20 protein-coding genes and 1 pseudogene are annotated in these 25,302 nt (G+C 70.3%); 14 read left to right on the forward strand and 7 right to left on the reverse strand.

Features of this window, described 5'->3' with window-relative positions; genetic code table 11:
- Positions 1 to 8: 8 nt before the first annotated feature.
- Together crtI and MOM01_RS14675 are read right to left on the reverse strand one after the other, a co-directional pair.
- Positions 9 to 1,571: a phytoene desaturase family protein gene (crtI, locus tag MOM01_RS14670; RefSeq protein WP_241386162.1), complete on the reverse strand. Its 1,563-nt coding sequence runs from the start codon at positions 1,569 to 1,571 to the stop codon at positions 9 to 11.
- 5 nt (positions 1,572 to 1,576) lie between these two features.
- Positions 1,577 to 2,623, reverse strand: coding sequence for a polyprenyl synthetase family protein (locus tag MOM01_RS14675; RefSeq protein WP_308196993.1), 1,047 nt, complete (start codon positions 2,621 to 2,623; stop codon positions 1,577 to 1,579).
- 180 nt (positions 2,624 to 2,803) lie between these two features.
- Here MOM01_RS14675 and metF point away from each other — a divergent pair, with 180 nt between their 5' ends.
- Complete coding sequence (gene metF, locus MOM01_RS14680) at positions 2,804 to 3,784, forward strand: methylenetetrahydrofolate reductase [NAD(P)H] (RefSeq protein ID WP_374112309.1); 981 nt, start codon at positions 2,804 to 2,806, stop codon at positions 3,782 to 3,784.
- 16 nt (positions 3,785 to 3,800) lie between these two features.
- Here the strand turns inward: metF and MOM01_RS14685 are convergent, their stop codons facing one another.
- The 5 genes from MOM01_RS14685 to MOM01_RS14705 all read right to left on the reverse strand — a co-directional run bounded on the left by MOM01_RS14685 (position 3,801) and on the right by MOM01_RS14705 (position 8,842).
- Positions 3,801 to 4,907 carry a glycosyltransferase gene (locus tag MOM01_RS14685; RefSeq protein WP_241386163.1) on the reverse strand — a complete coding sequence of 369 codons (1,107 nt, stop codon included), beginning with the start codon at positions 4,905 to 4,907 and terminating at the stop codon, positions 3,801 to 3,803.
- Positions 4,908 to 5,011: 104 nt separating this feature from the next.
- Positions 5,012 to 5,758 (reverse strand): LppM family (lipo)protein, encoded by a 747-nt coding sequence (locus MOM01_RS14690; protein WP_241386164.1) that lies wholly within the window; start codon positions 5,756 to 5,758, stop codon positions 5,012 to 5,014.
- Positions 5,755 to 6,606 (reverse strand): carotenoid biosynthesis protein, encoded by an 852-nt coding sequence (locus MOM01_RS14695; RefSeq protein ID WP_241386165.1) that lies wholly within the window; start codon positions 6,604 to 6,606, stop codon positions 5,755 to 5,757. Before MOM01_RS14695 ends, MOM01_RS14690 begins: the two co-directional genes overlap by 4 nt.
- On the reverse strand, positions 6,603 to 8,198 hold the full coding sequence (locus MOM01_RS14700; RefSeq protein WP_241386166.1) for a phytoene desaturase family protein: 1,596 nt from the start codon (positions 8,196 to 8,198) through the stop codon (positions 6,603 to 6,605). The genes MOM01_RS14695 and MOM01_RS14700 overlap by 4 nt, the downstream gene beginning before the upstream one ends.
- A complete protein-coding gene (locus tag MOM01_RS14705) occupies positions 8,195 to 8,842 on the reverse strand; it encodes a GNAT family N-acetyltransferase (protein WP_241386167.1) in 648 nt (215 codons plus the stop codon). The genes MOM01_RS14700 and MOM01_RS14705 overlap by 4 nt, the downstream gene beginning before the upstream one ends.
- A 320-nt stretch (positions 8,843 to 9,162) precedes the next feature.
- Between MOM01_RS14705 and MOM01_RS14710 the strand changes: the two genes are divergently transcribed.
- From MOM01_RS14710 to murC, 13 genes and pseudogenes are all read left to right on the forward strand, one after another.
- Positions 9,163 to 9,645: an SAV_6107 family HEPN domain-containing protein gene (locus MOM01_RS14710; protein ID WP_241386355.1), complete on the forward strand. Its 483-nt coding sequence runs from the start codon at positions 9,163 to 9,165 to the stop codon at positions 9,643 to 9,645.
- 174 nt (positions 9,646 to 9,819) lie between these two features.
- Positions 9,820 to 10,234: pseudogene (locus tag MOM01_RS23140) on the forward strand (DUF3040 domain-containing protein).
- 407 nt (positions 10,235 to 10,641) lie between these two features.
- On the forward strand, positions 10,642 to 11,073 hold the full coding sequence (mraZ, locus tag MOM01_RS14720) for a division/cell wall cluster transcriptional repressor MraZ (RefSeq protein WP_241386169.1): 432 nt from the start codon (positions 10,642 to 10,644) through the stop codon (positions 11,071 to 11,073).
- Positions 11,074 to 11,394: 321 nt separating this feature from the next.
- Positions 11,395 to 12,435, forward strand: coding sequence for a 16S rRNA (cytosine(1402)-N(4))-methyltransferase RsmH (gene rsmH / locus MOM01_RS14725; protein ID WP_277609750.1), 1,041 nt, complete (start codon positions 11,395 to 11,397; stop codon positions 12,433 to 12,435).
- Between the two features lie 3 nt (positions 12,436 to 12,438).
- Complete coding sequence (locus MOM01_RS14730) at positions 12,439 to 13,260, forward strand: hypothetical protein (RefSeq protein ID WP_241386170.1); 822 nt, start codon at positions 12,439 to 12,441, stop codon at positions 13,258 to 13,260.
- Between the two features lie 71 nt (positions 13,261 to 13,331).
- Positions 13,332 to 15,164 carry a peptidoglycan D,D-transpeptidase FtsI family protein gene (locus tag MOM01_RS14735; protein WP_241386171.1) on the forward strand — a complete coding sequence of 611 codons (1,833 nt, stop codon included), beginning with the start codon at positions 13,332 to 13,334 and terminating at the stop codon, positions 15,162 to 15,164.
- 212 nt (positions 15,165 to 15,376) lie between these two features.
- Positions 15,377 to 16,984 (forward strand): UDP-N-acetylmuramoyl-L-alanyl-D-glutamate--2,6-diaminopimelate ligase, encoded by a 1,608-nt coding sequence (locus tag MOM01_RS14740; protein WP_241386172.1) that lies wholly within the window; start codon positions 15,377 to 15,379, stop codon positions 16,982 to 16,984.
- Entirely contained in the window at positions 16,981 to 18,513 is a 1,533-nt protein-coding gene (locus tag MOM01_RS14745; RefSeq protein ID WP_241386173.1) for a UDP-N-acetylmuramoyl-tripeptide--D-alanyl-D-alanine ligase, read from the forward strand. Before MOM01_RS14740 ends, MOM01_RS14745 begins: the two co-directional genes overlap by 4 nt.
- Positions 18,510 to 19,589 (forward strand): phospho-N-acetylmuramoyl-pentapeptide-transferase, encoded by a 1,080-nt coding sequence (gene mraY, locus MOM01_RS14750; RefSeq protein WP_241386174.1) that lies wholly within the window; start codon positions 18,510 to 18,512, stop codon positions 19,587 to 19,589. The genes MOM01_RS14745 and mraY overlap by 4 nt, the downstream gene beginning before the upstream one ends.
- A gap of 1 nt (position 19,590) precedes the next feature.
- On the forward strand, positions 19,591 to 21,087 hold the full coding sequence (gene murD / locus MOM01_RS14755) for a UDP-N-acetylmuramoyl-L-alanine--D-glutamate ligase (RefSeq protein WP_241386175.1): 1,497 nt from the start codon (positions 19,591 to 19,593) through the stop codon (positions 21,085 to 21,087).
- Between the two features lie 65 nt (positions 21,088 to 21,152).
- A complete protein-coding gene (ftsW, locus tag MOM01_RS14760) occupies positions 21,153 to 22,550 on the forward strand; it encodes a putative lipid II flippase FtsW (protein WP_241386357.1) in 1,398 nt (465 codons plus the stop codon).
- A complete protein-coding gene (gene murG, locus MOM01_RS14765; RefSeq protein WP_241386176.1) occupies positions 22,547 to 23,701 on the forward strand; it encodes an undecaprenyldiphospho-muramoylpentapeptide beta-N-acetylglucosaminyltransferase in 1,155 nt (384 codons plus the stop codon). Before ftsW ends, murG begins: the two co-directional genes overlap by 4 nt.
- Positions 23,698 to 25,266 carry a UDP-N-acetylmuramate--L-alanine ligase gene (gene murC, locus MOM01_RS14770; RefSeq protein WP_241386177.1) on the forward strand — a complete coding sequence of 523 codons (1,569 nt, stop codon included), beginning with the start codon at positions 23,698 to 23,700 and terminating at the stop codon, positions 25,264 to 25,266. Before murG ends, murC begins: the two co-directional genes overlap by 4 nt.
- Positions 25,267 to 25,302 lie beyond the last annotated feature (36 nt).

Below are 25,302 nucleotides of genomic sequence, written 5' to 3' on the forward strand. Positions count from 1 at the left end.
AAGACAGTTTAGTGGAGAGACGGCGTCGTTTGCGCCCGGCCGCGCCGCACGCGCGGAACACCGAGGCGTTCCGCGGCGAGGCGACCGGACAACAGGACGGTGGGCACTCCGACTCCCGGGACGGTCGACGAGCCCGCGAGCACCACTCCGGGCACGGCCGGATCGAGGTTGCGACGCCGAAACGGTCCGGTCTGCCGGAATATGTGCGCGCTCGAGAACGGGCTGCCCGCCTGCATGCCGAGTGCAGCCCAGGTCGCGGGGGTGTCCAGGTGGTCCACCCGGAACCGATCCGCGATCCCTCGGTATCCCCGCCGATCGAGAACATCGAGCAGTTCGTCGCGATAGGGGGCGGCGAGTTGCGCCCAGGCGAACGGTGCGCTGTCGAGATTCGGGCACGGCGCCAGTACCGACAACGGCTCGTGCTCGACGCCGTCACGTTCGAAACGCTGCCCGGGATCGGACAGCGCAGGCCGCGTGAGGAGCAGCGAGGGATCGGACATCAGACGTCCGCGACCGCGCGGTCGGGTCATCTCGTCGAACGTCCGGTCCCATTCGGCACCGAAGTCGATCACGTGGTGATGCTGTGCCTGCCAGCGGCGGGAGACGTCGGTGGGGATCGATCCGTGGAGCACCACAGCGGACGGTGCGGCCAGGACGCGGCGGCGCCGGTGCGGGAGCAGGCCGTCGACCACCGGGGTGTCCGGAGTCAGGACCACGGCGTCACACGCGAAGCGCTGCCCGTCCTCCGTGCGCACACCGTCGACCCGGCCGCCCACGAAATCGAGGGAGGACACCGTCCGTCCGAGCTCGAGCCGGCCACCGGCGGCGACGAGAGCCCCGGCCATCGCCCGTGCGACCGACCGCATACCGCCGTCCACCGAGAACACCCCGAGCGAGGTGTCCATGTGCGCGATCGCCCCGTAGACGGCGAGGGCCCGGGCCGGAGCGACACCGGCATACAGAGCCTGGAAGGTGAAGACGCGACGCAGCCGCGGATCGGTGATCCTGCGGTCCACCTGGGCGCCGAGCCTGCCGAACCCGCCGAGGCGGAGAAGTCGCGCGAGATCGCGCAGCGCCGCGGGGGACGAGACCAGATCCAGCGGAGAATCGAAACTCGCGTCCATGAAGCGGTCGAATTCGGCGTCGAAGATGTCGGCGAGCCACGCTCTGAGCCGCAGATAGCGCTTCGCTTCGTCCGGTCCGCACACCCGCGTGATCTCGGCGGTCATGATCGCGGGATCGGAGTGCACGTCGATCGAGGTGCCGTCGGCGAAGCGTGCATGATAGGCGGGGGAGAGCCGCGTGATCCGCAGTTCGGGGTCGACCGAGAGCCGGTCCGCGCCCACGGCGGCGAGCGCGTCGTCGATCAATTCCGGCATCGTCAGCACGGTGGCGCCGTTGTCGATCTCGTAGCCCGGACCCGGATAGGCACCCACCCGTCCGCCGACGGCGTCGTCGCGCTCGAGCACCGTCACGTCCTTCCCGGAACCCCGCAGATGCAGCGCCGCCGACAGGCCGGCGAGACCGGCCCCGACCACGACGATGCGGTGCGCGCCGGAAACCGTCCGCACGGCCCTCACGCCGCCCGTCGGGTCGCTGCGAACGCGGACTCCCTCAGCAGAGCCTTGCCCTCCTCGGTGGCGCCGGATGTCTCGAGGGCCTCGAACGCGCTGTCGGTGAGCGTCGAGATGCGGGTCTCGATCTGCGCGACGGCACCGAGATCGACGAGGAGCGCGCGGATCCTTTCCACCTCGTCGTCGGACAGATCCGTGCCGATCGCGGAACGTAGCAGCTGCGCAGCGGCCGGATCCGCGGCGTCCGCAGCCTCGAGGGCCAGAGCGTAGAGCACGGTGCGTTTGCCGGAGCGCAGGTCGTCGCCGGAAGGCTTGCCCGTGACCTCCGGATCGCCGAAGACTCCGAGCAGGTCGTCGCGCAACTGGAAGGCGATGCCGATGTCGGTGCCGAAGCGGCGGTAGGCATCGATCAGGTCGGCGTCGGCGCCCGCCAGCGCCGCACCGAGGTGCAGGGGGCGTTCGATGGTGTAGGCGGCGGTCTTGAAACGGTTGACCCGCATCGCGGCCTCCACCGACTCGTCGGCGGCCACCTCGTTGGCGATGTCGAGATACTGCCCGCCGAGCACTTCGGTCCGCATCGCTGCCCAGACCGGCGTCACCCGGGCGACCGTCTCGGCCGGAAGACCCGCCGAGTGCAGCATGTCGTCCGCCCACACCAGCGCGAGGTCGCCGAGCAGGATCGCCACCGACTCGCCGAACTGCTCCGGCCTGCCGTGCCGGCCCGCCCGGCGGTGCTCCTCGGCGAATTCGACGTGCACGGTCGGGAAGCCCCGGCGGGTGGTCGAGGCGTCGATGATGTCGTCGTGGACGAGGGCGGCGGCCTGCACGAGTTCGAGCGCGGAGCACGCCTGCAGCACCGCGTCGGCGCCGAGCCCGGCCGGATCCCCGCCGGCGCCGAGCCAGCCGGTCCAGGCGAAGCGCGGGCGCACCCGCTTACCGCCGCGGAGGACGAACGCTTCGAGGGTGTCGACGGCTTCGCGGTATCCACCACCGACCGTGTCGACCACGTCGGCGCGTGAGGCGAAGAACTGCCGGAGGGCATCCTCCACGCGTTCGGGGAAGTTCTCGGTACGAAGGGGATCGGCGCCGCTGGACAGGACGAAACCTCCTGGTCGATGGGTGAGAGCACCCCGGAGGCGAGCGAAGACGGGGCGCCGGGACCAGCCTATCCGTACCCCCGGTCCGTCGCCGGTAACGGCCGCCGGAAGCGGGCGACCTATGCTGGACCGGTGACAAGCGACTTCGTCAGGGCAACCGAGGACGGCGGGATCTCTCGGACCCCGTCGATCGTGGACCGTCTCGGGTCCGCGCGTTCGGGCCGGATCCCGTTCTCCGTCGAATTCTCCCCGCCTCGCGACGCCGAGGCCGAGGGCCGACTGTGGCGTGCCGTGCGCACCTTCGAACGTCTCGGCCCGGCATTCGTCTCCATGACCTACGGCGCCGGCGGTTCCACTCGCGACCGTACGGTCCGCGTCACCGGACGTCTCGCCGAGGAGACCACCCTGCTGCCGGTCGCGCATCTGACCGCTGTCGGGCACAGCATCGACGAACTGCGCGCGATGGTCGGCGCCTACGCCGATCGCGGGATCACGAACATCCTGGCTCTGCGCGGCGACCCGCCGGGCAATCCGCTCGGGGAGTGGGAGAAGCATCCGGACGGGCTCGAGCACGCCGACGAGCTGGTACGGCTGGTCCGCGAACTCGGCGACTTCCACGTGGGCGTCGCCTCCTTCCCCGAGGGACACCACCGTTCCCCGGACCTCGATCACGACACGCGGTATCTGGTGCAGAAGCTGCGCGCGGGCGCCGAGTACTCGATCACCCAGATGTTCTTCGACGTCGAGCACTATCTCCGGCTGCGGGACCGGGTGGTGGCCCACGACGCCGAGCAGGGACTCAAGCCGATCATTCCCGAGATCATGCCCATCACGTCGCTGCGCTCGGCCCGCCGCAGCCTCGAACTGTCCGGTTCGCAGTTGCCGGCCGCGCTCGAGGACCGCCTGCGCCGTGCCGCCGGTGACGGACCCGAGGAGGACCGGGCCGCGGTGCGCGAAGTGGGCATCGAGGTCGCCACGGAGATGTGTGAGCGGCTGATCTCCGAGGGTGCGCCGTGCCTGCACTTCATCACCCTGAACTTCGCCCGGGCGACGAGCGAGGTGCTCACCCGGCTCGGCTACGAGCTCGAAGTACCGGCAGCGCAACCGGCCTGACCGACCGGCGCGGCCGTCAGGGCAGGATACGGGCCTTCCAGCGGGTACGTCCCCGCCGGCGGGCCCGGAGAGACGAGACCGTGAGCGCCCCGAAGGACAGGACCGAGACGGGGTGCGCCAGCGCGTCGATCACATCCTCGCCCGCCCGGCCGGGCGCGTCCGGGTGGCGACGGCCACCTCGTTCGGTGCCCCGCGCGAGCAGTCTCGACAGCACACCCGCTCCCGTCCCGGCCACGCCCCAGCGTCGTATCCGTCCGCGCCCGGTCACCGCTGCCACCGGCGGCACGAGGTACGCGAGGAGATACAGCGCGACCACCGCCGCAGCACCGGCAGGCGAACCGAAGGCCGACCACAGCCAGCGGGTGTACCCGCCGACGAGCGGCCCGGGCCCGTCGTACATGCGGCACGAGGCCAGCGGTCCTGCGGCGGCGACGGTCGTCGGCAGTCCGGCGCGGCGCAGAGCCCGCGCGAGGTCGAGATCCTCGGTCGGGCTCGCCGCGACTGCCGAGTGCCCGCCGATCGCGGCGTAGGCGCGCGCATCGAAGACGAGGAACTGCCCGCACGCGACCGCCATCGACGGCCGATACGTGCGGTGGGCCACTGCGACGGGCAGCAGAGCGAACCAGGACCAGAACAGCAGTGGTTGCACGAGGCGCTCGAGGACGGAACCGGTCAGCTGGTACGGGAACGGCGAGACGAGCGCTGCGTCCCGGGAGCGCAGCAGCGTGACGGACGCGGCGATCGCGTCGGGAGCCAGTCGCACGTCGGCGTCGACGAAGACCACCGCCCCGGTGTCCGTCACCGCTCCGGCCCGGGCGACGGCTGCGGCACACGCCGCCGCCTTGCCCGTCCACCCCGCCGGCGGTGGTTCGGTCGATCGCACGATCGTGACGCGGTCGTCGGCGCCGGCAGCCGCGGCGGCGAGATCGGCAGTGCCGTCCGACGAGTCGTCGTCGAAGATCACCACGCGCAGGCGGGCGACACCTCGCTGCGCCCGCAGGTCGGAGACGATCGCTGCGATGCGGGCGGCTTCGTCTCGGGCGGGAACCACGACCGTGACCGGCTCGTCGACTTCCGGACCCGATGCGAGGCGCGGCAGCGCGCAGCGATTCGCGAGGGCCACCGTCGCACCGTAGGCGGCGAGCACCGAGCCCGCCGCGACGACGCTGCCGGCCGCGCCGGGACGACCCCGCCGGGTGGGACACGAATGCCCGAGCGGTTCGCGCTTCAGGACGGAGTCCTGTCCGACACGGACTCTCGGGGCGCATCCGCCGAAGGATGCCGGGGTGCGGGATTACGGGTGAACCAGGCCGCGCCTGCGATGATCAGCGTGACTCCGAGAGCGCCTCCGGCCATGATCCCGGCCCAGCCCGCGAAGCCGCGAGTGTTGGGATCCGAATAGCGCACTTCCGCCCGGAGGGTGCTGACCTCGCCGGCCGGGAGCTTCCACGTCACGATCGAATCGGACTCGCGCGTGCCGTTGGTCGTCGCGACACGGGCCGGGAAGGCGATCGTGAACTGCACGTCCGTGCCCTGGGTCGGCGCGGACTCGAGATCCACCCGGCCGTTCAGGGCGACGAGATCTCCGGAACGCTGGAGGTTGAGCTGGAACATGCCCGCGCTCTGGTCCGACATCGTCGCGAGCTGCTGGACGTCGCCGAAGGTGAGGTCGTTGAAGAAGACCTGGCTGCCGACGTAGCCGTCCTGCGCGTAGTCCTGGACCCGCACTTTGCTCGCGAGCGCGGAGGGCGCCGTGAGCTCCGGACCGGGATCGTTCTCGTCGGCCGGGATGGTCGCGGCGACGATCTGGCCCGAGACACGGTCGTCGGAGGAGATCCCCATCGTGGCCTGCACCCGCAGGCACCCGGTGAGGAAGGGGACGGCGAGGAGCACGAGCCCCACGGCCGCGAGGACACGACGGCGGAGGGAATGGGTGGTCGGCTGCACGGAGAACATGGTGCCAGGCCCGGTCATCCTCGCAGGTTCTCCGCGCCGGTCGCGGCGAGTCGCGCGTCGGCCCCGGCGGCGCGGGAACGGACGAGCGAGACCAGCAGCGGCACGCCGAGTACGCCCATCACGACGAACCCGTAGACGGCGGAATAGCGAAGTTCGGGTGCGTCGAGGAAGACGCTGTGGGCCAGGGCCGAGCCGAGCCAGGTCCACAGGAACAGTGCCAGGGGAACGCCGTCGTTCCGTGGGGTCCCTGTACGGCCCGACCGTGAATCGACCAGGACGAGCACGGTCGCCATGAGTGCGGCGACGAGGAGCCAGCCCGCGTAGTTGGTGAGCGGGATGTGCTCGATTCCGGGCAGTCCGCCGCCGTTGCACCACGACCAGTGACCGTCGGCGACCATCTGGGGGTCCAGGTAGAGATCCCATCCGAGCATGCCCACGGTCACTGCTCCGACCCGGCCTGGGCCGCTGCGCACGAGACGGGAGGCCACACACCAGACGGGATACAGGCCCGCCGACCAGGCCAGCGGTACGACCAGCGGTACGTCGAAAGCAGCCGGTCCGAGCCGGTCGGTGACGTAGCTGTAGCAGCCGTAGGGATATCCCGTCATCGTGCCGACCACCTCGGACAGATATCCGATGCCGGCCGAGCTCATGAACAGGACGACGGCGAAGGTGACACCGCGGTTGAGGGCCGCGTGGATCAGGCAGGCGGTCGTGAGCAGCGTGACGACGCCGACGGTCGCGAGGTCGCGAGCGTCGCCCTGGGCGAGGGGATAGGCGATCTGGGCGAGGACCGCGCCCACGGCCGGGACGACGGGAAGGATCGTTCGCCATCGCGTCGACACGGGCACGGAGGTGCCGGTCATCGCGACATCCAGCCCTTCACCCGGTCGAGGATACTGCCCTTCGCGTCGGCGAGGACGGCTCGCGCGGCGTTGCGGCCGGCCGCGCCGGAGACGCCACCGCCGGGATGTGTGGAGGCACCGGTGAGATAGAGGCCGGGCGCGTCCGGCACCCGATAGCCCGCCAGCTCCGGCAGTGGCCGCCAGAGGAACATCTGGTCGAGCGACATCTCGACGTGCATCACGTTTCCGCCGATCAACCCCAGCTCGCTCTCGATGTCCGCCGGAGTCTGCACGTGGCGGTGGCGAACGGTGGAGACGAAACCGGGGGACCGTGCCTCCATCTCCGCGAGGATGCGATCGGCTTCCGACTCGGCGAGATCCCCCCAGCTGCGCCCGCCGCTGAGGCGATAGGGATGCCATTGGGACCACAGAGTGATCTGATGACGGCCGGCAGGGGCGATGCTCGGATCCAGCGCCGAGAAGCTCATCGCGAGCACGGCGGGCTGCGGAGGCAGTTCCCCCGCCATCGCGGCCCCGTGCGCCGCGCGGAGCTGGGCGCGGTCGTCGACGAGCAGTTGCAGGCCGGTCGTCGTCAGTTCGGGCTCGTCGCCGCCGCGATAGCGGGGCAGCTCGTCGGTGCCGAGTCGCAGGACCATGCCGATGCCCGGGCCCACCCGTACGCTGCGGCGCCAGCGGTCGAGGCGGTCGCGGTCGTAGCCACCGCGCTCGAGCAGATCCAGTGTGGTGAGGACATGGCATCCTGCGACGACGGTGCGGGCCCGCACCGACCGTCCCGCCGCGGTGCGGACGGTCCAGGCGTCGCCGCTCCGCCGGATCTCCGTGACGGCATCACCGCAGGTCAGCTCGCCGCCGTCGGACGTCAACCGCGATATCAGTGCCTGGCTGAGCGCCCCGCTGCCGCCGATGGCACGGCCCGGGGGAAGGGTGTGCATGAGGGCTGCGAAGCCGACCATCGGCGCGGTGCCGGGCTCGGACATGGGCGGTCCGGACTGCGCGCCGAACCACGCCAGGGCGGCCTTGAGCGGTTCGTCGTCGAAGTACTCGTCGAGCAGGCTGTCACCGGTGGTGAGGAACTGCCGGGACAGCACGCTTCCGCCGTCGCCGGCGTCGAGGCCCCAGAACGAGGACAGCAGGTGCCGTCCGGTCGGGGGACGGGTGAAGGATTTCATCACCGCCGCGCTGCGAGGACCCCAGTCGCGGACGAAGCGGCGGTACGCCTCGGCTTCCCGGCCGCCGCAGGCGAGTTCGATCGATGCGCAGGTCCGGTCGAGGTCGCGGTGGAAGACGATGCCCGGGCGGTCGGTGTCGGCCGGGGGCGGCGCGTAGGCCCACGGGTCGCAGTCGACATAGCGCAGTCCGTGGGCGGCGAGGTCGAGTTCCTCGACGATCCCGGAATGGCGGACCATGAGATGGGCCGACGACCCGCGGTCGACGGCGTATCCCGGAAAACGCTCGACGGTGGAGACCGCTCCGCCGGGTACGGTGTCGCGCTCGAACACCTCCACGGACCACCCCTCGCGGGCGAGATAGCAGGCCGAGACCAGGGCGTTGTGGCCCGATCCGACCACCGCGACATCGAGCGTGGGATTCATGGCGCACCACTTCCGTCCGGGTCGTCGTTCGTACCGGGGCTGTGCGGAAGGAGGTCCGGTTCGAGTGGCAGCCTCCTGCCGAGGACCGCGAACGGGCGGGCGTCTCCGGTGAAGACGAACCGGCGGACGATGTCCTGGAAACCGAAACGACGGTACAGCCGCCACGCCCGATTGTCCTCACCCGCGACTTCCGGTGTCGACAGCAGCACCGCCGCTTCGGTGCGATCGCGCAGCAGGGCGTGCAGGAGCAGTTCTCCGATGCCACGGCCCTGCATGTCGGGGCGGACGTGCAGTTCGGTGAGTTCGAAGTAGTCGGCGAGGATCCGGTCGATCGCCTCGGGGGACCGGCCCGAGTGGCGCATCCCGGTGCGCACCTGCTGGTTCCACCATTGGCGGGAGTCTCCGCGGTAGCCGTAGGCGACGCCGACGACCGTGTCGGGGTCCTCGGGGAGACTCGCGGCGAAGGCCTGCCAGCCCGACCGCGCGGAATGCTCCGACCACATCGGTGCCCGGTGGTACTCGGTACCGCGGGGATATCGCATCGCCGCGACGTAGACGGCGAGCAGTTCGGGCAGTCGTGCACGGAAGTCGGCGGGAGACAGTTCGGTGAGGATTGCGGGGCCGCGGTGGGGTTCGGTGCTCATGCGTGACTCGTTCGGGTGGCTCGCGATGTGGCGGAGGTTCTCGGGTCTCGCTGATCGTTCGGGATGGCGTGGCCGCTTTCTCTTGACGGGTTGTCGGTGGGTCCAGCTATATTGAATACGTCGAACGCATGTTCGATCTCGGTGCTCCGGGGATGTTCGAGGGAAGCGAACATCCCCGGATCACCCTGGGGCATCCCGCCCGGCGCCAGTGTCGGGGCCTACTCGAGGAAGTGATCTCCGTTCCTCGGTGTTTCGGCGGGAGGGTCACCGGATACCGCTCGTACAGGAGTGGTGCGACCACGCTGAGGAGGTGCGTGAGCATGGCCAACGGTCACGTCGCGAGTCGAGGGCCGCGTCGAACGTCTCCCGTGCCGGGGCCGTCGGCATGCATGGACCGGCCCACGTCCGCCCGGGGAGTCACGCTGTTGCGTAAGGCCGACGACCTGCTCTCCGGTGCTGCCGGTGCCGACAATCCGGCCGAGCGGTTCCGCCTCGCCTATCTGGCGGCGCTGCGTGGAGCCGGTGCGGTGGTCGCCGCTGCGGAGATGCGATCGGGTGTCGTGCGCAGGCCCGTCACCCGCAACGCATGGGCTCTCATGGCGCGCGCCGATGATTCCTTCGCGGTCTGGGCAGACTATTTCGCCGACCGCTCCGCGACACGCGCCGCGATCGAGGCCGGGGTCGTGCGCGCGGTCGGAGTAGAGGAAGCCGGATCGTTCTACGACGAAGTGGGGCACTTCCTCCACGACGTGGAGGGCTATCTCCACGCGGACGCAGAGACCGAAGTCGGTGTCGGGGGATGACTTTCATCCCGGAAATCGGGCGTCTCCACGGCGGGGGGAAGGAACTCCCGGATGGAGTTTGTGGTCCGCAGCGGTTTCTGCTCGTATTATTGACTCAGGCGGCCGTACGGACGGCCCCCCGCCGGATTCGCCCCACGGATCCGGTGGCCACCGTTTAGTGCCGGGGGAGGTACCGTGCCACTCTCCGAGCACGAGCAGCGCATGCTCGACCAGATCGAGAGCGCGCTCTATGCTGAGGATCCCAAGTTCGCCTCGACCGTGCGTGGCAGCCGGTTGGGGATGGCGTCGAACCGGCGCCGGCTACAGGCCGGCGCCTTGTTCGTATTGGGCCTGACGCTGCTCATTGCCGGCGTTGCCCTGCCGCTCAAGCCAGGCGGCTTCCCGATCATCAGTCTGCTCGGGTTTCTCGTGATGTTCGCTGCCGGTGTTCTGCTGCTTCTCGTCGGCCGTCGGCCGGCGACCCCCGCCGCAGCTTCCGGCAGTTCCGGAAAGGCCGGCCGAGGTTCCCGCGGGGGGGAGGAAATCCTCCCGGGGTGGCTTCTCCCACCGGATGGAAGAGCGGTTCCGGAGGCGCTTCGAACAGGAGTGATCTCCTCGACCGATCAGGTACATCGACGACGGCGCGACCCACACGGGTCGCGCCGTCGTCGTGTTCGGAGAGGGCGACGCCCGGCTCTCCCCACTGCGCCCCACACCGTCTTCCCGCTGCGCCCCACCGCGGGTCGGTTCGCGTCGTCCGCGCCGCTCGTCGTCGGCGCTCGGCGGGCAGTGACGGTCACGCCGGCCCGTCTTCCTCGAGGGGAACCGGACGCGCCTCCGCCGGCGCGGGTGTGTCCCCATCTGCCCCCACCCGCTCTGAGCAGGGGATGCGGGTGCAACACGCGCGTCCGGTGAACGGTATTCCGTTTCCGGTGGGGGAAAGTGGGGTAATGTGGGGCGCGGCGGGACGAGGTGTCCTGCCGCGGAAAGCATTCGTCCGGCAGGGGGAGGCGCCGAGTGTTCCTCGGTACCTATACGCCCAAGCTGGACGACAAGGGCCGGCTCACGCTGCCGGCGAAGTACCGAGACGAGCTGGCGGGAGGGTTGATGATCACGAAGGGGCAGGATCACAGCCTCACCGTGTTCCCTCGCGACGAGTTCGCCGCCCTGGCCGAACGTGCTGCGAGTGCCTCGCGTAGCAACCCGCAAGCGCGGGCCTTCCTGCGCAGTCTCGCCTCCGGTACCGAAGAACAGCGACCCGACTCTCAAGGCCGGATCACGCTGTCGGCGGCGCATCGCAGATACGCCGGACTCACCAAGGACTGCGTGGTGATCGGTTCGGTCCGGTACCTCGAGATCTGGGACGCGACGGCGTGGGAGACCTACCTCGCCGAGCACGAAGAGGACTTCTCGGAAGCGAGAGACGAAGCACTGCGCGACATTTTGTAACCACGACCCAGGCTGCGCGGCGAGTGCCGCGAGGCCTCTGCCCGATATTCCGGCCCTGACGCACTTCCCCAGCGCCAGGTACGGGCCGAAGGGCCCTGACGCACTTCCCCGGCGTCAGGTCTCTTCGGACTCGGACAGAGACCTCGAGGCATTCGCCGTCTTCCGTATCGACAGGAGGGGTGAAGGCCGCGATGTCGATGCGGAGGGCCGGAGCCCACGAGATCGACACGGAGCGAGAGATAGACACGACCCGACACCGCCGTCCATCCCGACGAGTACCCCACAGACCGTAAGCGGCCCGAGCAGGATTCCGGAGGACACATGGTGGACGGCGAGGACGAGGCGGCCCCGGACGCCGGAGCGGTGACGGGTGCCGACGCAGACTCCCCGGGGGGCTTCGGCCACGTGCCCGTCATGCTCGACCGGGCCGTCGAGATCCTCGGGCCCGCGATCGAGAAGGCCGGACCGGGCGGTGAGGGAGCGGTGTACGTCGACGCGACCCTCGGGCTCGGCGGGCACTCCGAACACTTCCTCACGATCTATCCCGGGCTGAGGCTCGTCGGGCTCGATCGCGACCCCGATGCGCTGGCGATCGCGAAGTCTCGCCTCGCGCGGTTCTCCGACCGGGCGGACTTCGTGCACACCCGGTACGACGGCATCGCCGGAGCCCTCGACAGCGTCGGGCTCGGGCGGTCCGGCTCCGTCCACGCGATCCTCTTCGATCTGGGCGTCTCGTCGATGCAGCTCGACGAGGCCGAGCGCGGCTTCGCCTATTCCAAGGACGCTCCGCTGGACATGCGGATGGACCCCACCACCGGCATCACTGCGGCCGACGTGCTCAACACCTACGGTCACGGCGACCTCGCTCGCATCCTCAGCACGTACGGCGAGGAGCGTTTCGCGGGCAAGATCGCCTCCGAGATCGTACGGACCCGCGCCAAGACGCCGTTCCGCACCAGCGGGGAACTCGTCGAACTGCTCTACCGGACGATTCCGGCCGCCACCCGGCGGACCGGCGGCCACCCGGCCAAGCGCACCTTCCAGGCGCTGCGCGTGGAGGTCAACGCCGAGCTGGACTCGCTGCGGGCCGCGATCCCTGCCGCTCTCGATGCGTTGGCGGTCGGCGGCCGGATCGCCTTCATGTCCTACCAGTCGCTCGAGGACAAGGTCGTCAAGCAGGAGCTGACTCCGCGGGCGAAGTCCCGCAGTCCCGAAGGGTTACCGGTCGAGCTGCCCGGAATGGGTCCGGAACTGCGCATTCTCACCCGCGGCGCGGAGCGTGCCACCGAAGACGAGATCGAGGCAAATCCACGTTCGGCGCCTGTCCGCCTGCGTGCTGCAGAACGAATCGCCAGGAGGTAACCGATGACCGTACAGGTGGCACCCCCGCAGCGCCGACAGTCGGGGCGATCGACCGCAGCACAACGCGCCTACCAGCGCCGTTCCCGGAGGTCCGCCCAACTGGGTGTCGATCCGGCCGAGACGAGGGGACGCACGACGGGTGCCGGACGTGTTCGTACCCGGATCCCGTTCGTCGCCACGATCATCGCGCTGCTCGGGGTCGGCATGGCCGTCACCCTGCTGCTGACCACCCGTGCGACGGAGGATTCCTATCAGCTGAGCGAGGCACGCGCCCTCAACGAGGAGCTCGCCCAGAAGCGAGCGGTCCTGCAGCGGGATGTCGCCACGGCCGAGTCGGCTCCCGCGCTGGCGGTCGCGGCGGCGGAACTCGGGATGATTCCCACCGGGCAGGTCGCCCGCATCGTGGTCGGCCCGGACGGAGCGGTTCAGGTCGTGGGTGATCCCGTTCCTGCCCAGGGTGCTCCGCCGGCTCCGCTCGACCCGCCGGTCCGGGAGGACGCTCGTGTCCAGACGCCGCTCGCCGGCAGTGCCGGAGTGGAGACTCCGCGGCCTCTCGGGGGTGTGAGCGAGGAACCGACGCCGCGCGCCGATGCCGACCGTAGAGCGGCCCCGCCGGCCGAAGGCCGGCCCGTCGAGCAGGCGCCGCCCGCGGCGAGCCCCGCCGACGGCGGCACGCCGGATGCCGAGGGTGCGGTACCTGCGGCTCCCGGCGCGGGACAATCGGTACCCGTGAGCGAACTGCCGCAACCCGAAGCGCCCCGCGACGTGGCGCCGGAAGCACCTGTCGAAGCTGTGCCGACGGATTCCGAGGGCGGGCTTCGGTGAACAACCGCTCCACCCCCCGCCGGGCACCGCAGAGACGTCCTTCCCCTGCGACGCGCGGCGGGCGTCCGCGTTTGCCTGCAGCGCGCAGCCGGAAACAGCGCGACACGACCGCTTTCACCTTCCGGAACAAGTGGGGCCGCATCGGAATGTTCGGCGCGCTGGGCGTGGCGGTGGCACAGCTGCTGTCGGTTCAGCTCGTGCAGGCCCCCAGCCTGTCGGCGGAAGCGGCGAGCCAGCGCACCACCCGGCTCGTCGAACCTGCCACGCGCGGCACCATCGCCGATCGCAACGGCAATCCGCTCGCGTACACGATGGAGGCGAAGGCCCTGACCTTCCAGCCGGTGCGGGTGCGCAAGGAACTCGAGGAGGAGCGCGCGAAGGATCCCTCCCGCCCGGAGGTCTCGGAATATCTCGAGGGTGTCGCGGCGGCAGTTCACGAGGCGCTCGGTTCCGCGGCGCCCGAAAAAGACGTGCTCGAGCTGCTCGAGAGCGACGAGACCTTCGTGTACCTCGCGCGCGGTGTCGATCCGGGGGTGGCGGCGGAGATCGTCGACGAGTACGACAAGGTCGGAACCGAACGCCAGGACATCCGCTTGTATCCGGGCGGGTCGCTCGCGGCCAACATCGTCGGCGCGACCGGCTGGGACGGCCACGGTCTGATCGGCCTCGAGGCGTCCATGGACGCCGTCCTCGCGGGCACCGACGGCTCGTCCACCTACGACCGCGGTTCCGACGGCGCCGTGATCCCCGGTAGCTGGCGCGACCGGCAACCGGCCGTCGACGGTTCCTCTGTGGAACTCACCATCGACAACGACCTGCAGTATCACGTCCAGCAGGAAGTGCAGCGCGCCAAGGATCTGTCCGGGGCGAAGAACGCCTCTGCGGTGGTGCTCGACGCGCAGACCGGCGAAGTGCTCGCCATGTCCAACGACAACACCTTCGATCCGTCGATCGGTGTCGCGAACAATCCGCCCGACGCCGAGCAGGGCAATCGCGCCGTCAGTTCACCTTTCGAACCGGGATCGGTGAACAAGATCATCACCGCGGCCGCGGCGATCGAGGACGGCCTGACCACCCCCGACGAGGTCCTGCAGGTCCCCGGCACGATCACCATGGCCGGCGCGACCGTCAAGGACGCCTGGGATCACGGGGTGGTGCCGTACACCACGACCGGAGTCTTCGGGAAGTCGTCGAACGTGGGGACGTTGATGCTCGCGGAGCGGATCGGCGAGGACCGTTTCGCCGAGATGCTGAGGCTCTTCGGTCTCGGACAGCGCACCGACGTAGGGCTGCCCGGCGAATCGGCCGGCCTGATGCCGAGCCGCGAGCAGTGGTCCGGCGGCACCTTCGCGAACCTGCCGATCGGGCAAGGCCTGTCGATGACCCTGCTGCAGATGACCGCGATCTATCAGGCGATCGCCAACGACGGTGAACGTGTCCCGCCGCGCATCGTGCGTGCGACGATCGGTCCCGACGGCAGCCGTACCGAGACACCCCGACCGGATCCGGTGCGGGTGGTGAGCCCCCAGACCGCCGCGACCGTCCGCGATATGTTCCGCTCGGTCGTGCAGGCGGACACGGGCAACCAGCAGGGCACCGGGTCGGGAGCGGCGATCGAGGGCTATCGCATATCGGGCAAGACGGGCACGGCCCAGCAGATCGACCAGAACTGCAAGTGCTATTCGAACTCCGACTACTGGATCACATTCGCCGGCATCGCGCCCTCGGACGATCCGCAGTACGTCATCGGCATCATGCTCGACGCCCCGACCCGCAGTTCGGATGGGAGCGGCGGACAGTCGGCGGCGCCGCTGTTCCGCACGATCGCGTCGTGGTTGCTGCAGCGTGACGGTGTGCCGTTGTCGGCGGAGCCGGAGAGCAAATTGATCCTGCAGGTCGACTGACGACGCGACCGCCTCGTCTCGGTACCCTGGCACGTCGGTAACGTGACACGGCGGTCGCCGTCCCGTGTCCGGCGCGGGGCAACGAACCCTGTAGACCCGTTGGAGTGCATGCAGCGTGCGAGCTGCAGCGAAGCGAGAGGAAACTGGTGCCTGTGCCATCGAGTCCGGATGCGCCCACTCCGGAGGAGGGGCGTAGACCCGAGCACCCACCGATGACGCAGATCGCGGTCCTCGCCGACGCCATCGGGGCACACGTCGAGATCGTGGGTGGGGACGCCACCGGGTCCGGAGAGCCCGAGCGGACGGCGGTCACAGGGATCGATCTGCGTGCGCAGGGGATCCGGCCGGGCGACGTCTTCGCGGCGCTGCCCGGTGCACGCACCCACGGCGCCTCCTACGTCGGCACCGCGCTCGAACGCGGAGCGGTCGCCGTCCTGACGGACGCGGCCGGACGCGATCTCGTGGCCGAGGAGGCGTCCGCGCCGGTCGCGGTGCTCGTCCACCCCGATCCCCGAGCCGTCCTGGGAGCGGCGTCCGCGACGGTCTACGGACACCCGTCGAGGAGCATGCAGGTCATCGGGATCACGGGCACGTCCGGTAAGACCACGACGTCCTATCTCGTCGAGGCCGGTCTCGTCGCGGCGGGCCGGGTGGTCGGCCTCGTCGGCACCGTGGAGACCCGGATCGACGGCATCCGCCTGCCGAGCACTCTCACCACCCCCGAGGCGCCGCAACTGCACGCGCTGTTCGCGACGATGCGCGAACAGGGTGTCGACACGGTCGTGATGGAGGTCTCGAGCCACGCTCTCGCGCTCGGCCGCGTCGACGCCACCGACTTCGCGATCGGGGCGTTCACCAATCTCTCCCAGGACCATCTCGACTTCCACAAGGATTTCGACGACTACTTCGCCGCGAAGGCCAGGCTCTTCGCCGCGGATTCACCGATCCGCGCACGACGTGCCGTGGTGTGCACCGACGACGCGTGGGGACACCGCATGGCGGACGTCGCCCGCGCCGGACGCGACGCCGCGGACGTCCGGACGGTGGCCACGGGTGCGAGCGGAGCCGACTGGACCGTCGTCGACGAAACCCCGGGCCGCGCAGGCGTCCAGGAGTTCTCCCTGGCCGATCCGGACGGCGGTGTCCATCGGGCCACGGTCGCTCTGCCGGGCCGCTACAACGTCACCAATGCTGCCCTCGCCGTCGCGATCTGCGCTGCGGTGGGTGCGGACGTCGACGCCGCGATCCGCGGTATCGCCGACGTCGCGGTGCCCGGCCGGGTCGAGCGTGTCGATCGCGGGCAGGACTTCCTCGCGGTCGTCGACTACGCACACAAGCCCGCAGCGCTCGAGGCCGTCATCGGCACCCTGCGCGCCGCGACCGACGGACGTGTCGCGGTGGTCGTCGGCGCCGGGGGCGATCGCGACCGGACGAAGCGCCCGATCATGGGAGAGGTCGCGGCGCGGGGCGCCGACCTCGTGGTGGTGACCGACGACAACCCCCGAACCGAGAACCCCGCCGCGATCCGCGCGGCCGTTCTCGACGGCGCGCACGGCGTGCCCCGGACCGAGCGCGGCGAGATACTCGAGATCGCCGACCGCGCGGCCGCGATCGACGCCGCGGTGGCCTGGGCGCACCCGGGCGACGTGGTCCTCGTCGCCGGCAAGGGCCACGAGACCGGCCAGGAGATCGAAGGGGTCAAGCATCCCTTCGACGACCGCGAGGTCCTCGCCGCAACACTCGACAAGTACCGGACCGCAGGACCCGACGGTCACCATCCGCCCGCTGCGGACGGTTCGTATCACGGAGGCAATGCATGATCCCGATGACACTGGCTCGGATCGCGGAGGTCGTCGGGGGCACCCTGCACGACGTCGACGATCCCTCGGCCGAGGTGACCGGGTCCGTCGAGTTCGACTCGCGGCGGATCGGTCCCGGTGGCCTGTTCCTGGCGCTGCCCGGTGCGCGCTCGGACGGGCACGACCATGCCGCTGCGGCGGTGTCCGCAGGGGCGACGGCGGTACTCGCCGCGCGACCGGTGGGTGTGCCCGCGATCGTGGTTCCGCCGATTCCGCCCGCGCAGACCAACGCCCTCGCGCTCGAACACGACAGGGACGGCGCCGGGGCGGCTGTACTCGCCGCTCTCGCGAAGCTCGCCCGATACGTCGTGGACACGCTCACGGAGGCGGGTCTGACGGTGGTCGGTGTCACCGGTTCGGCCGGGAAGACCTCGACGAAGGACATGATCGCAGCCGTGCTCTCACCGCTGGGTGAGGTAGTGGCCCCGCCCGGCTCCTTCAACAACGAACTCGGCCACCCCTGGACGGCGCTCCGGGCGACGGAGACCACCCGTTTCCTCGTCCTCGAGATGTCGGCACGCGGTCCCGGCCACATCGCCGCTCTGGCCCGTATCGCTCCGCCCCGGATCGGTGTGGTGCTCAATGTCGGCACCGCCCACATCGGGGAGTTCGGTTCCCAGGAGGTCATCGCGCGCACCAAGGGCGAGCTCGTCGAAGCCCTTCCGGCTGCGGCCGGGGGTGGTGTGGCGATCCTCAACGCCGACGACACGCTCGTGGCGGCGATGGCGTCGCGCACCACCGCCCGCATCGTGAACGTCGGCACTGCGCCGCAATCGGACTACCGCGCCGAGGATCTACGGCTCGACGACCGGGCGCGCGCCTCCTTCACGGCCGTGGCCCGCGTGGACGGCCGTGAGCATCGCGTGCCCGTGCGTCTCGCCGTGCACGGCGAGCACCAGGTCGGCAATGCGCTGTCCGCTATCGCGGTGGCGGTCGAATGCGGCGCGACGCCCGAGCAGGCCGCCGACGCCCTCGCGACGGCCGGGCCGGTGTCCGCACATCGCATGGCGGTGCAGACACGCTCGGACGGGGTGACCGTCATCGACGACGCCTACAACGCGAATCCCGACTCCATGCGCGCCGCCGTGAAAGCGTTGGTGACGATGGCGCGTTCCGGCCCGGTGCGCCGCCGCACCTTCGCGGTGCTGGGGGAGATGGCCGAACTCGGCGACGACAGCGTCGTCGCGCACGACGCCATCGGCCGGCTCGCCGTCCGCCTGGACGTCACCCGCATCATCGCGGTCGGCGCCACGCGCCCGGTCCGGGGTCTGTTCCAGGGCGCAGTGATGGAAGGATCCTGGGGTGAGGAAGCAAGCCATGTACCGGACGCCGACGCCGCGATCGCGTTGCTACGACAGGAACTGGAACCGGGTGACATCGTGCTGGTGAAGGCATCACAGGCGGTGCGGCTGTGGACGGTCGCCGAAGCCGTCCTCGCGGATGATCCCGGGAACACCGACGGTGTCGCGAGGACGGAGGACGCCCGGTGAGACAGATCCTGTTCGCGGCGGGTATCGCTCTCGCAGTATCGATCCTGCTCACCCCTGTCCTCATCAAGATGTTCTCGAGGCAGGGCTTCGGCCAGGAGATCCGCGTCGAGGGTCCCCAGAGTCACCAGTCGAAGCGCGGTACCCCCACCATGGGTGGCGTCGCGATCCTGGCGGGCCTGTGGGCCGGTTACTGGGGCTCGCATCTCATCGGGATGGGCTACGACGCGGAGGGGCCCACCGCATCGGGCCTGCTGGTGCTGGGACTGACGACGGCGCTCGGTGGTGTCGGTTTCCTCGACGACTTCATCAAGATCCGTAAACAGCGCAATCTGGGACTGAACAAGACCGCCAAACTCGTCGGTCAGCTCGTCGTCGCGGTGGCGTTCGGCATCCTCGCCTTGCAGTTCCGCAACGCGGACGGCCTGACCCCGGCCAGCACCGATCTGTCCTACGTGCGCGACATCGCGACGGTCTCGATGGGCTCCGTCGTGTTCATCCTGTTCGTCTACCTGCTGGTCAGCGCGTGGTCCAATGCGGTGAACCTCACCGACGGCCTCGACGGTCTCGCCGCAGGGTCGATGGCCCTGGTGCTCGGCGCCTACGTCATCATCACCTTCTGGCAGTACCGCAATGCCTGCGCGGTGGAGCCGACCGCCGGTTGTTACGACGTCCGCGACCCGCTCGACCTCGCGTTGCTGTGCGCTGCCGGTGCCGCCGCCTGTATCGGTTTCCTGTGGTGGAACGCCGCCCCGGCCAAGATCTTCATGGGTGACACCGGGTCGCTCGCCCTCGGCGGCATGCTCGCCGGTCTGTCCGTCACGACCCGCACCGAGCTGCTCATGGTCGTCATCGGCGCGCTCTTCGTCGCGGAGGCCGCCTCGGTGGTCATCCAGGTGGCGGTCTTCCGGTCGAGCCGCCGGCGGGTGTTCAGGATGGCGCCCTTCCATCATCACTTCGAACTCGGCGGCTGGGCCGAAACCACGGTGATCATCCGGTTCTGGTTGCTCGCCGCCATCGCATCGGCGATCGGGCTGGCCCTGTTCTACAGCGAGTACCTCGCGGCGATCGGGGACTGACATGGTGAACGGAGTGGAGTGGCTCAGGGGCCGGCGGGTGCTGGTCGCCGGTGCGGGGGTTTCGGGTCGCGCGACGATCCGGCCCCTCACCGACCTCGGCGCCGAGGTCACCGTCACGGACCGTAACGAGCGCGCCCTGGCCGAGTGCGCGGCGTTCGGTGCGCGGACGGTGGACCTCGACGAGCTCGTCGACGACGCGGCGGCGCTGCGCGACTACGCCCTCGTGGTCACGAGCCCCGGTTTCCCGCCCGGCGCGCCGCTGCTCTCGCGCGCGGCCGGTGCCGCGGTGCCGATCTGGGGCGACATCGAACTGTCGTGGCGGATCGACCGCGCCGAGATCTACGGACCGTCCCGGCGATGGCTCGTGGTCACCGGAACCAACGGCAAGACCACCACGACCATGATGCTGCACGCGATCCTCGAAGCTGCCGGTCGAAACAGTGTCGCCTGCGGCAACATCGGACTTCCCGTACTGGACGCCCTGCGCCGCGACGACCCGCGCGCCGACGTGCTCGCGGTGGAACTGTCGTCCTTCCAGCTGCACTGGGCGCCGTCCGTGCGCCCGGATGCCGGTGTCGTGCTCAACATCGCCGAGGATCACCTGGACTGGCACGGCGGCATCGAGAACTACGTCGAAGCCAAGCTCGGTGCCCTCACCGGTGCGGTGGGTGTACTCGGTCTCGACGACCCGATCGCCGGGAGCCTGCGCGACCGTTCCCGGGCGGTGTTCACCGTCGGGTTCACGCTGGGATACCCGAAGGAAGGCGAACTCGGGATCAGCGGTGAGTTACTCGTCGATCGGGCGTTCGCGGATTCCGCGGTGCTCGCCCACGTCGACGATGTCACCCCACCGGGGCCGGCCGGTCTGTCCGACGCACTGGCGGCGGCCGCGCTCGCCCGGGCCGTCGACGTCCCGGAATCGGCCGTGCACGACGGTCTGCGCCGGCATCGGGTCGGTCCGCATCGCGCCGCGCCGGTCGGGCAGGTGGACGGTGTCCGGTACATCGACGATTCGAAGGCGACCAACCCGCACGCGGCACGCAGTTCGCTGCTGGCCTGCGACCGTGCGGTGTGGATCGCGGGCGGACTGCTCAAGGGCGCCCGCGTGGACGACCTGGTGGCGGAGGTGGCTCCGCGCCTGTCCGGGGCCGTCCTGCTGGGCCGGGATGCGGGCGAGATCGCGCAGGCACTCGCGCGACACGCCCCCGAGGTCCCGGTGGTCCTGGTGGACACGCGCGACGATGAAGCGATGACCGATGCCGAGGGGACGAGCGCGACCACGGCCGAGAAGGTACGGCGGATCGCCGAGCCGGGTGCCGACGGTCCGGCCGCGATGCGCCGGGCCGTCCGCGAGGCCGCTGCCCTCGCCTCACCGGGGGAGACGGTGCTGCTCGCGCCCGCCGCCGCGTCGCTGGACATGTTCGCCGACTACGCGGAACGCGGACGCAGTTTCGCGTCGGCGGTCGAGGAACTCCGCGGGGGCGGGACGCCGCGGTGACCTCTCGGGCAGGGGCGACCTCCGACGATCCGGTGGCGGGAGTGCGCGGCCGGTTCGGCGCGTGGATGGCGCGGCCGCTCGCGTCCTTCCACCTCGTCGTGACCATCGCTGTGCTGCTCACCGTGCTCGGTCTGGTCATGGTGCTGTCCTCGTCGAGCGTCGGTGCGGTGGCCACCGCCGGGTCGGCGTACGGATTGTTCACCTCTCAGGTGATCTTCGCCGTACTCGGCATGGTGATCTTCTACATCGCGTTGCAGATCCCGATCCGTCTGCTCCGGCGATTCGCCTTCCCTGCCTTCGCCTTCTCCGTGGTGCTGCTGGTCCTGGTGCTCATTCCCGGTATCGGCACCGTGTCGCAGGGCACCCGGGGCTGGTTCGTCATCGCCGGGGTGTCGTTGCAGCCGGCCGAGATCGCCAAGATCACACTCGCGGTGTGGGGTGCCCATCTGCTCGCCTCCCGGCGCGGCGAGAATTCGACCCTGCGGGAGATGCTGATCCCGCTCGTCCCGGCCGCGCTGCTGGTGACCGGCCTGATCGTGCTGCAGCCGGACCTCGGCACGACGGTCTCGATCGTGATCATCGTGCTCGCCCTGTTGTGGTTCGCAGGTCTACCGCTGAAGGTGTTCCTCGGGATCGTCGGCACAGCGGTCTCCCTCGCCGTGGTCCTGGCACTGACGGCCGGTTACCGCTCCGAGCGTGTGCGGGCCTTCTTCAACCCGGGTGACGACCCACAGGGAGCCGGTTATCAGGCGCGACAGGCGAAGTTCTCGCTCGCGGACGGTGGCCTGTGGGGTCGCGGGCTCGGTCAGAGCCGGGCCAAATGGAGCTATCTGCCCAATGCGCACAACGACTTCATCTTCGCGATCATCGGTGAGGAGCTCGGCTTCCTCGGCGGCGTCGCGGTCATCGGTTTGTTCGGACTGTTCGCCTACGTCGGGCTGCGGATCGCGATGCGTTCGGTCGATCCCTTCCTGCGGTTGTTCACCGCGACCGCGACGACGTGGATCATCGGGCAGGCGCTCATCAACATCGGCTACGTCGTGGGACTGCTTCCGGTGACCGGTCTGCAGTTGCCGCTCGTGTCGGCCGGTGGCACGTCCACCGCGACCACACTGCTCATGTTCGGCCTCATCGCCAACGCGGCCCGGCACGAACCCGAGGCGATCGCCGCGCTGCACGCCGGCCAGGACGGCCGGTTCGCGCGACTGCTGCGGCTGCGCAAGCCGGAACCTTATCGAGCGGGCCGTACGACGGCGCGCCGCCGGCGGCCCCCGGCCCCGCCCGAACAGCGCGGCGCGACCCGGGCAGGGCGGCCGGCGGAGGGCCGGAACCAGCCCCGGAAGGGAGCGGGCAGGGCACGACGCGCGCAGCCCGCGCAGGACCCGGGACGGGGCCGGCAACAGACGAACCGCGCGAGACGCGGAGCGAACGGACGAAGCGGAGAGCGAGGGAATCGCAGGTGAGTGGGGAGAGGCCGGCACTGTCGGTGGTGGTGGCCGGAGGCGGCACTGCCGGACACATCGAACCGGCGCTCGCGGTGGCCGACGCCGTCCGGGCCCTCGTGCCGGACGCGCGGATCACCGCGCTCGGCACCGAGCGCGGACTGGAGACGAACCTGGTGCCGCGCCGCGGCTACCCCCTCGAACTCATCCCGCCCGTGCCGCTGCCCCGCAAGCCGACGGTGGATCTGCTGAAGCTTCCGGGCAGGATCGTCGCTTCGGTGCGCCGCACTCGGCAGATCCTCGACGAGGTCGAGGCGGATGTGGTCGTCGGTTTCGGGGGATATGTGGCGTTGCCCGCCTACCTCGCGGCCGGGTCCGGTCCGTTTCGCCGACGCCGACGCATCCCGGCCGTCGTCCACGAGGCCAATGCGAGTGCGGGTCTCGCCAATCGGATCGGCGCCCTCCGGGCGGAAAGGGTGCTCGCTGCGGTTCCGGGATCGGGAATCGTGCGCCGCGGTGACGCCGGGATCGTGGGGATCCCGGTCCGGTCGTCGATCACCGGGCTCGACCGGGCCTCGTTGCGCGCGGAGGCGAGGCGGCATTTCGGCCTGCCCGACGACGTGCCCGTCCTGCTCGTGTTCGGCGGCTCGCAAGGGGCACGTTCACTCAACGAGGCGGTTTCCGGAGCCTCCGCCGCGCTCGCGGACGCCGGTATCGCCGTGTTGCACGCCCACGGACCGAAGAACACCGTGGACGTCCCTGTGCACCCCGGGCATGCGCGCGCTCCCTATGTCACCGTGCCCTACCTCGAACGGATGGATCTCGCCTACTCGGCGGCCGACGCCGCGGTGTGCCGATCCGGCGCGATGACGGTCGCGGAGGTGTCCGCGGTGGGACTTCCCGCGGTGTACGTACCCCTCCCGCACGGGAACGGCGAACAGGAACTCAACGCCCGCCCGGTCGTCGAGGCAGGGGGTGGCATCCTCGTCGCGGATGCCGCCCTGACCTCGGATTACGTCGCGACCGAGGTCGTGTCGCTGCTCGGAGACCGGCAGCGGCTCGCGGAGATGGGCCGCCACGCCGCCTCCGCCGGACACCGGAGCGCGGCGGACGAGATGGCACGCATAGTGCTCGAGGTTGCCGGAGTGGAACCGAACAGGAGTGAACGATGAGTGCGCAGTTGCCCGCCGAACTCGAGCGGGTGCACATGGTCGGTATCGGCGGAGCCGGGATGTCGGGCATCGCCCGGATCCTGCTGGCACGCGGGGGGCAGGTGTCGGGTTCCGACGCCAAGGAGAGCCGAGGTGTGCTCGCCTTGCGGGCGCGGGGTGCGCAGGTCCGCATCGGGCACTCCGCAGAGGCCCTCGACCTGCTCGACGGTGGCCCCACCGCCCTGGTCACGACGTTCGCGGCGATTCCGCAGGACAATCCCGAACTGGTCGCCGCGCGGGAGCGGGGGATCCCGATCCTGCTGCGCCCCACGGTCCTCGCATCCCTGATGCGCGGGAACCGCACGTTCCTGGTCTCGGGCACCCACGGCAAGACCTCGACGACGTCGATGCTCGTCGTCGCCCTGCAGCACTGCGGCTTCGATCCGTCCTTCGCGGTGGGCGGTGAACTGAACGAATCGGGCACCAACGCTCATCACGGAAGCGGCGACGTGTTCGTCGCCGAAGCGGACGAGAGCGACGGGTCGCTGCTGCAGTACGACCCGAACACCGTCATCGTCACCAACATCGAGGCCGACCATCTGGACTATTTCGGGACACCGGAGGCGTACACCGCGGTCTTCGACGAGTTCGTCGCCCGGATCGCATCCGGGGGCCTGCTCGTGGTGTGTCTCGACGATCCGGGTTCTGCCGCCCTCGCCGAACGTGTCGTCGCGCTCGGGCGAGACGACCTGCGGGTCCAGGGCTACGGCACCGCCGACGTCCTCGGGACCGAGGGGGACCACCGAGGCGTTCCCGTCGGAGTGAGGCTGCTGCGCTGGGAAGCCAAGGACGTCGGGGGTGTCGCCGAGTTCCACCTGGCAGGGGAGGATTCCCCGCGGACGGTGCGGCTGTCGGTCCCCGGGCGCCACATGGCGCTGAACGCTCTCGCCGCCCTGCTCGCGGCGCTCGAGGCCGGGGCGCAGGTCGACGAGGCGCTCGAGGGCCTGGCCGGTTTCGGTGGTGTACACCGCCGCTTCCAGTACACCGGCCGTGAGTACGGCGTGCGCGTCTTCGACGACTACGCCCACCATCCCACCGAGGTTCGGGCGGTGCTGGCGGCTGCCGCGGAACTCGTCGCCGGCGAGCCCCTGCGCTACACCGAGACCGGCACCGAACGACCCCGGGTGATCGTGGTGTTCCAGCCGCACCTCTATTCGCGGACCGAGGCGTTCGCGACCGAGTTCGGAGCGGCGCTCGACCTCGCCGACGAAGTGGTGGTGCTCGACGTCTACGGCGCCCGGGAGGAGCCGATCCCGGGGGTGAGCGGAGCGCTGGTCGCCCGTGCGGTGACCAAACCCGTGCACTACCAGCCGAACCTGTCCGCGGTTCCCCGCCAGGTCGCGCGTCTGACCAGGCCCGGCGATGTCGTGATCACCATGGGTGCCGGGGACGTGACGATGCTGGGCCGGCAGATCCTCGATGCGCTGCACAGCAAGCCGGGCCGCTTCCGCCCGTCCCCCTCCGCGCCGGATCCGGGCGGTTTCCGTGCCGGCGGCGGTGCCGGATCGGAGTCGACGGGCCCGTGACACCCACCTCGGTATCCTCGCGCGAGCGCCGTGGAC

Source organism: Rhodococcus sp. CH91 (genome assembly GCF_022554085.1).
Classification (GTDB): domain Bacteria; phylum Actinomycetota; class Actinomycetes; order Mycobacteriales; family Mycobacteriaceae; genus Rhodococcus.

What these genes read in the sequence shown, in the direction of transcription:
- MOM01_RS14690 (WP_241386164.1), bottom strand. Translation starts at nt 5,758, where the DNA reads ATGACCGGGCCTGGCACCATGTTCTCCGTGCAGCCGACCACCCATTCC.
- MOM01_RS14695 (WP_241386165.1), bottom strand. Translation starts at nt 6,606, where the DNA reads ATGACCGGCACCTCCGTGCCCGTGTCGACGCGATGGCGAACGATCCTT.
- MOM01_RS14700 (WP_241386166.1), bottom strand. Translation starts at nt 8,198, where the DNA reads ATGAATCCCACGCTCGATGTCGCGGTGGTCGGATCGGGCCACAACGCC.
- MOM01_RS14705 (WP_241386167.1), bottom strand. Translation starts at nt 8,842, where the DNA reads ATGAGCACCGAACCCCACCGCGGCCCCGCAATCCTCACCGAACTGTCT.
- MOM01_RS14710 (WP_241386355.1), top strand. Translation starts at nt 9,163, where the DNA reads ATGGCCAACGGTCACGTCGCGAGTCGAGGGCCGCGTCGAACGTCTCCC.
- rsmH (WP_277609750.1), top strand. Translation starts at nt 11,395, where the DNA reads ATGGTGGACGGCGAGGACGAGGCGGCCCCGGACGCCGGAGCGGTGACG.
- MOM01_RS14730 (WP_241386170.1), top strand. Translation starts at nt 12,439, where the DNA reads ATGACCGTACAGGTGGCACCCCCGCAGCGCCGACAGTCGGGGCGATCG.
- MOM01_RS14740 (WP_241386172.1), top strand. Translation starts at nt 15,377, where the DNA reads ATGACGCAGATCGCGGTCCTCGCCGACGCCATCGGGGCACACGTCGAG.
- MOM01_RS14745 (WP_241386173.1), top strand. Translation starts at nt 16,981, where the DNA reads ATGATCCCGATGACACTGGCTCGGATCGCGGAGGTCGTCGGGGGCACC.
- murD (WP_241386175.1), top strand. Translation starts at nt 19,591, where the DNA reads ATGGTGAACGGAGTGGAGTGGCTCAGGGGCCGGCGGGTGCTGGTCGCC.
- ftsW (WP_241386357.1), top strand. Translation starts at nt 21,153, where the DNA reads ATGGCGCGGCCGCTCGCGTCCTTCCACCTCGTCGTGACCATCGCTGTG.
- murC (WP_241386177.1), top strand. Translation starts at nt 23,698, where the DNA reads ATGAGTGCGCAGTTGCCCGCCGAACTCGAGCGGGTGCACATGGTCGGT.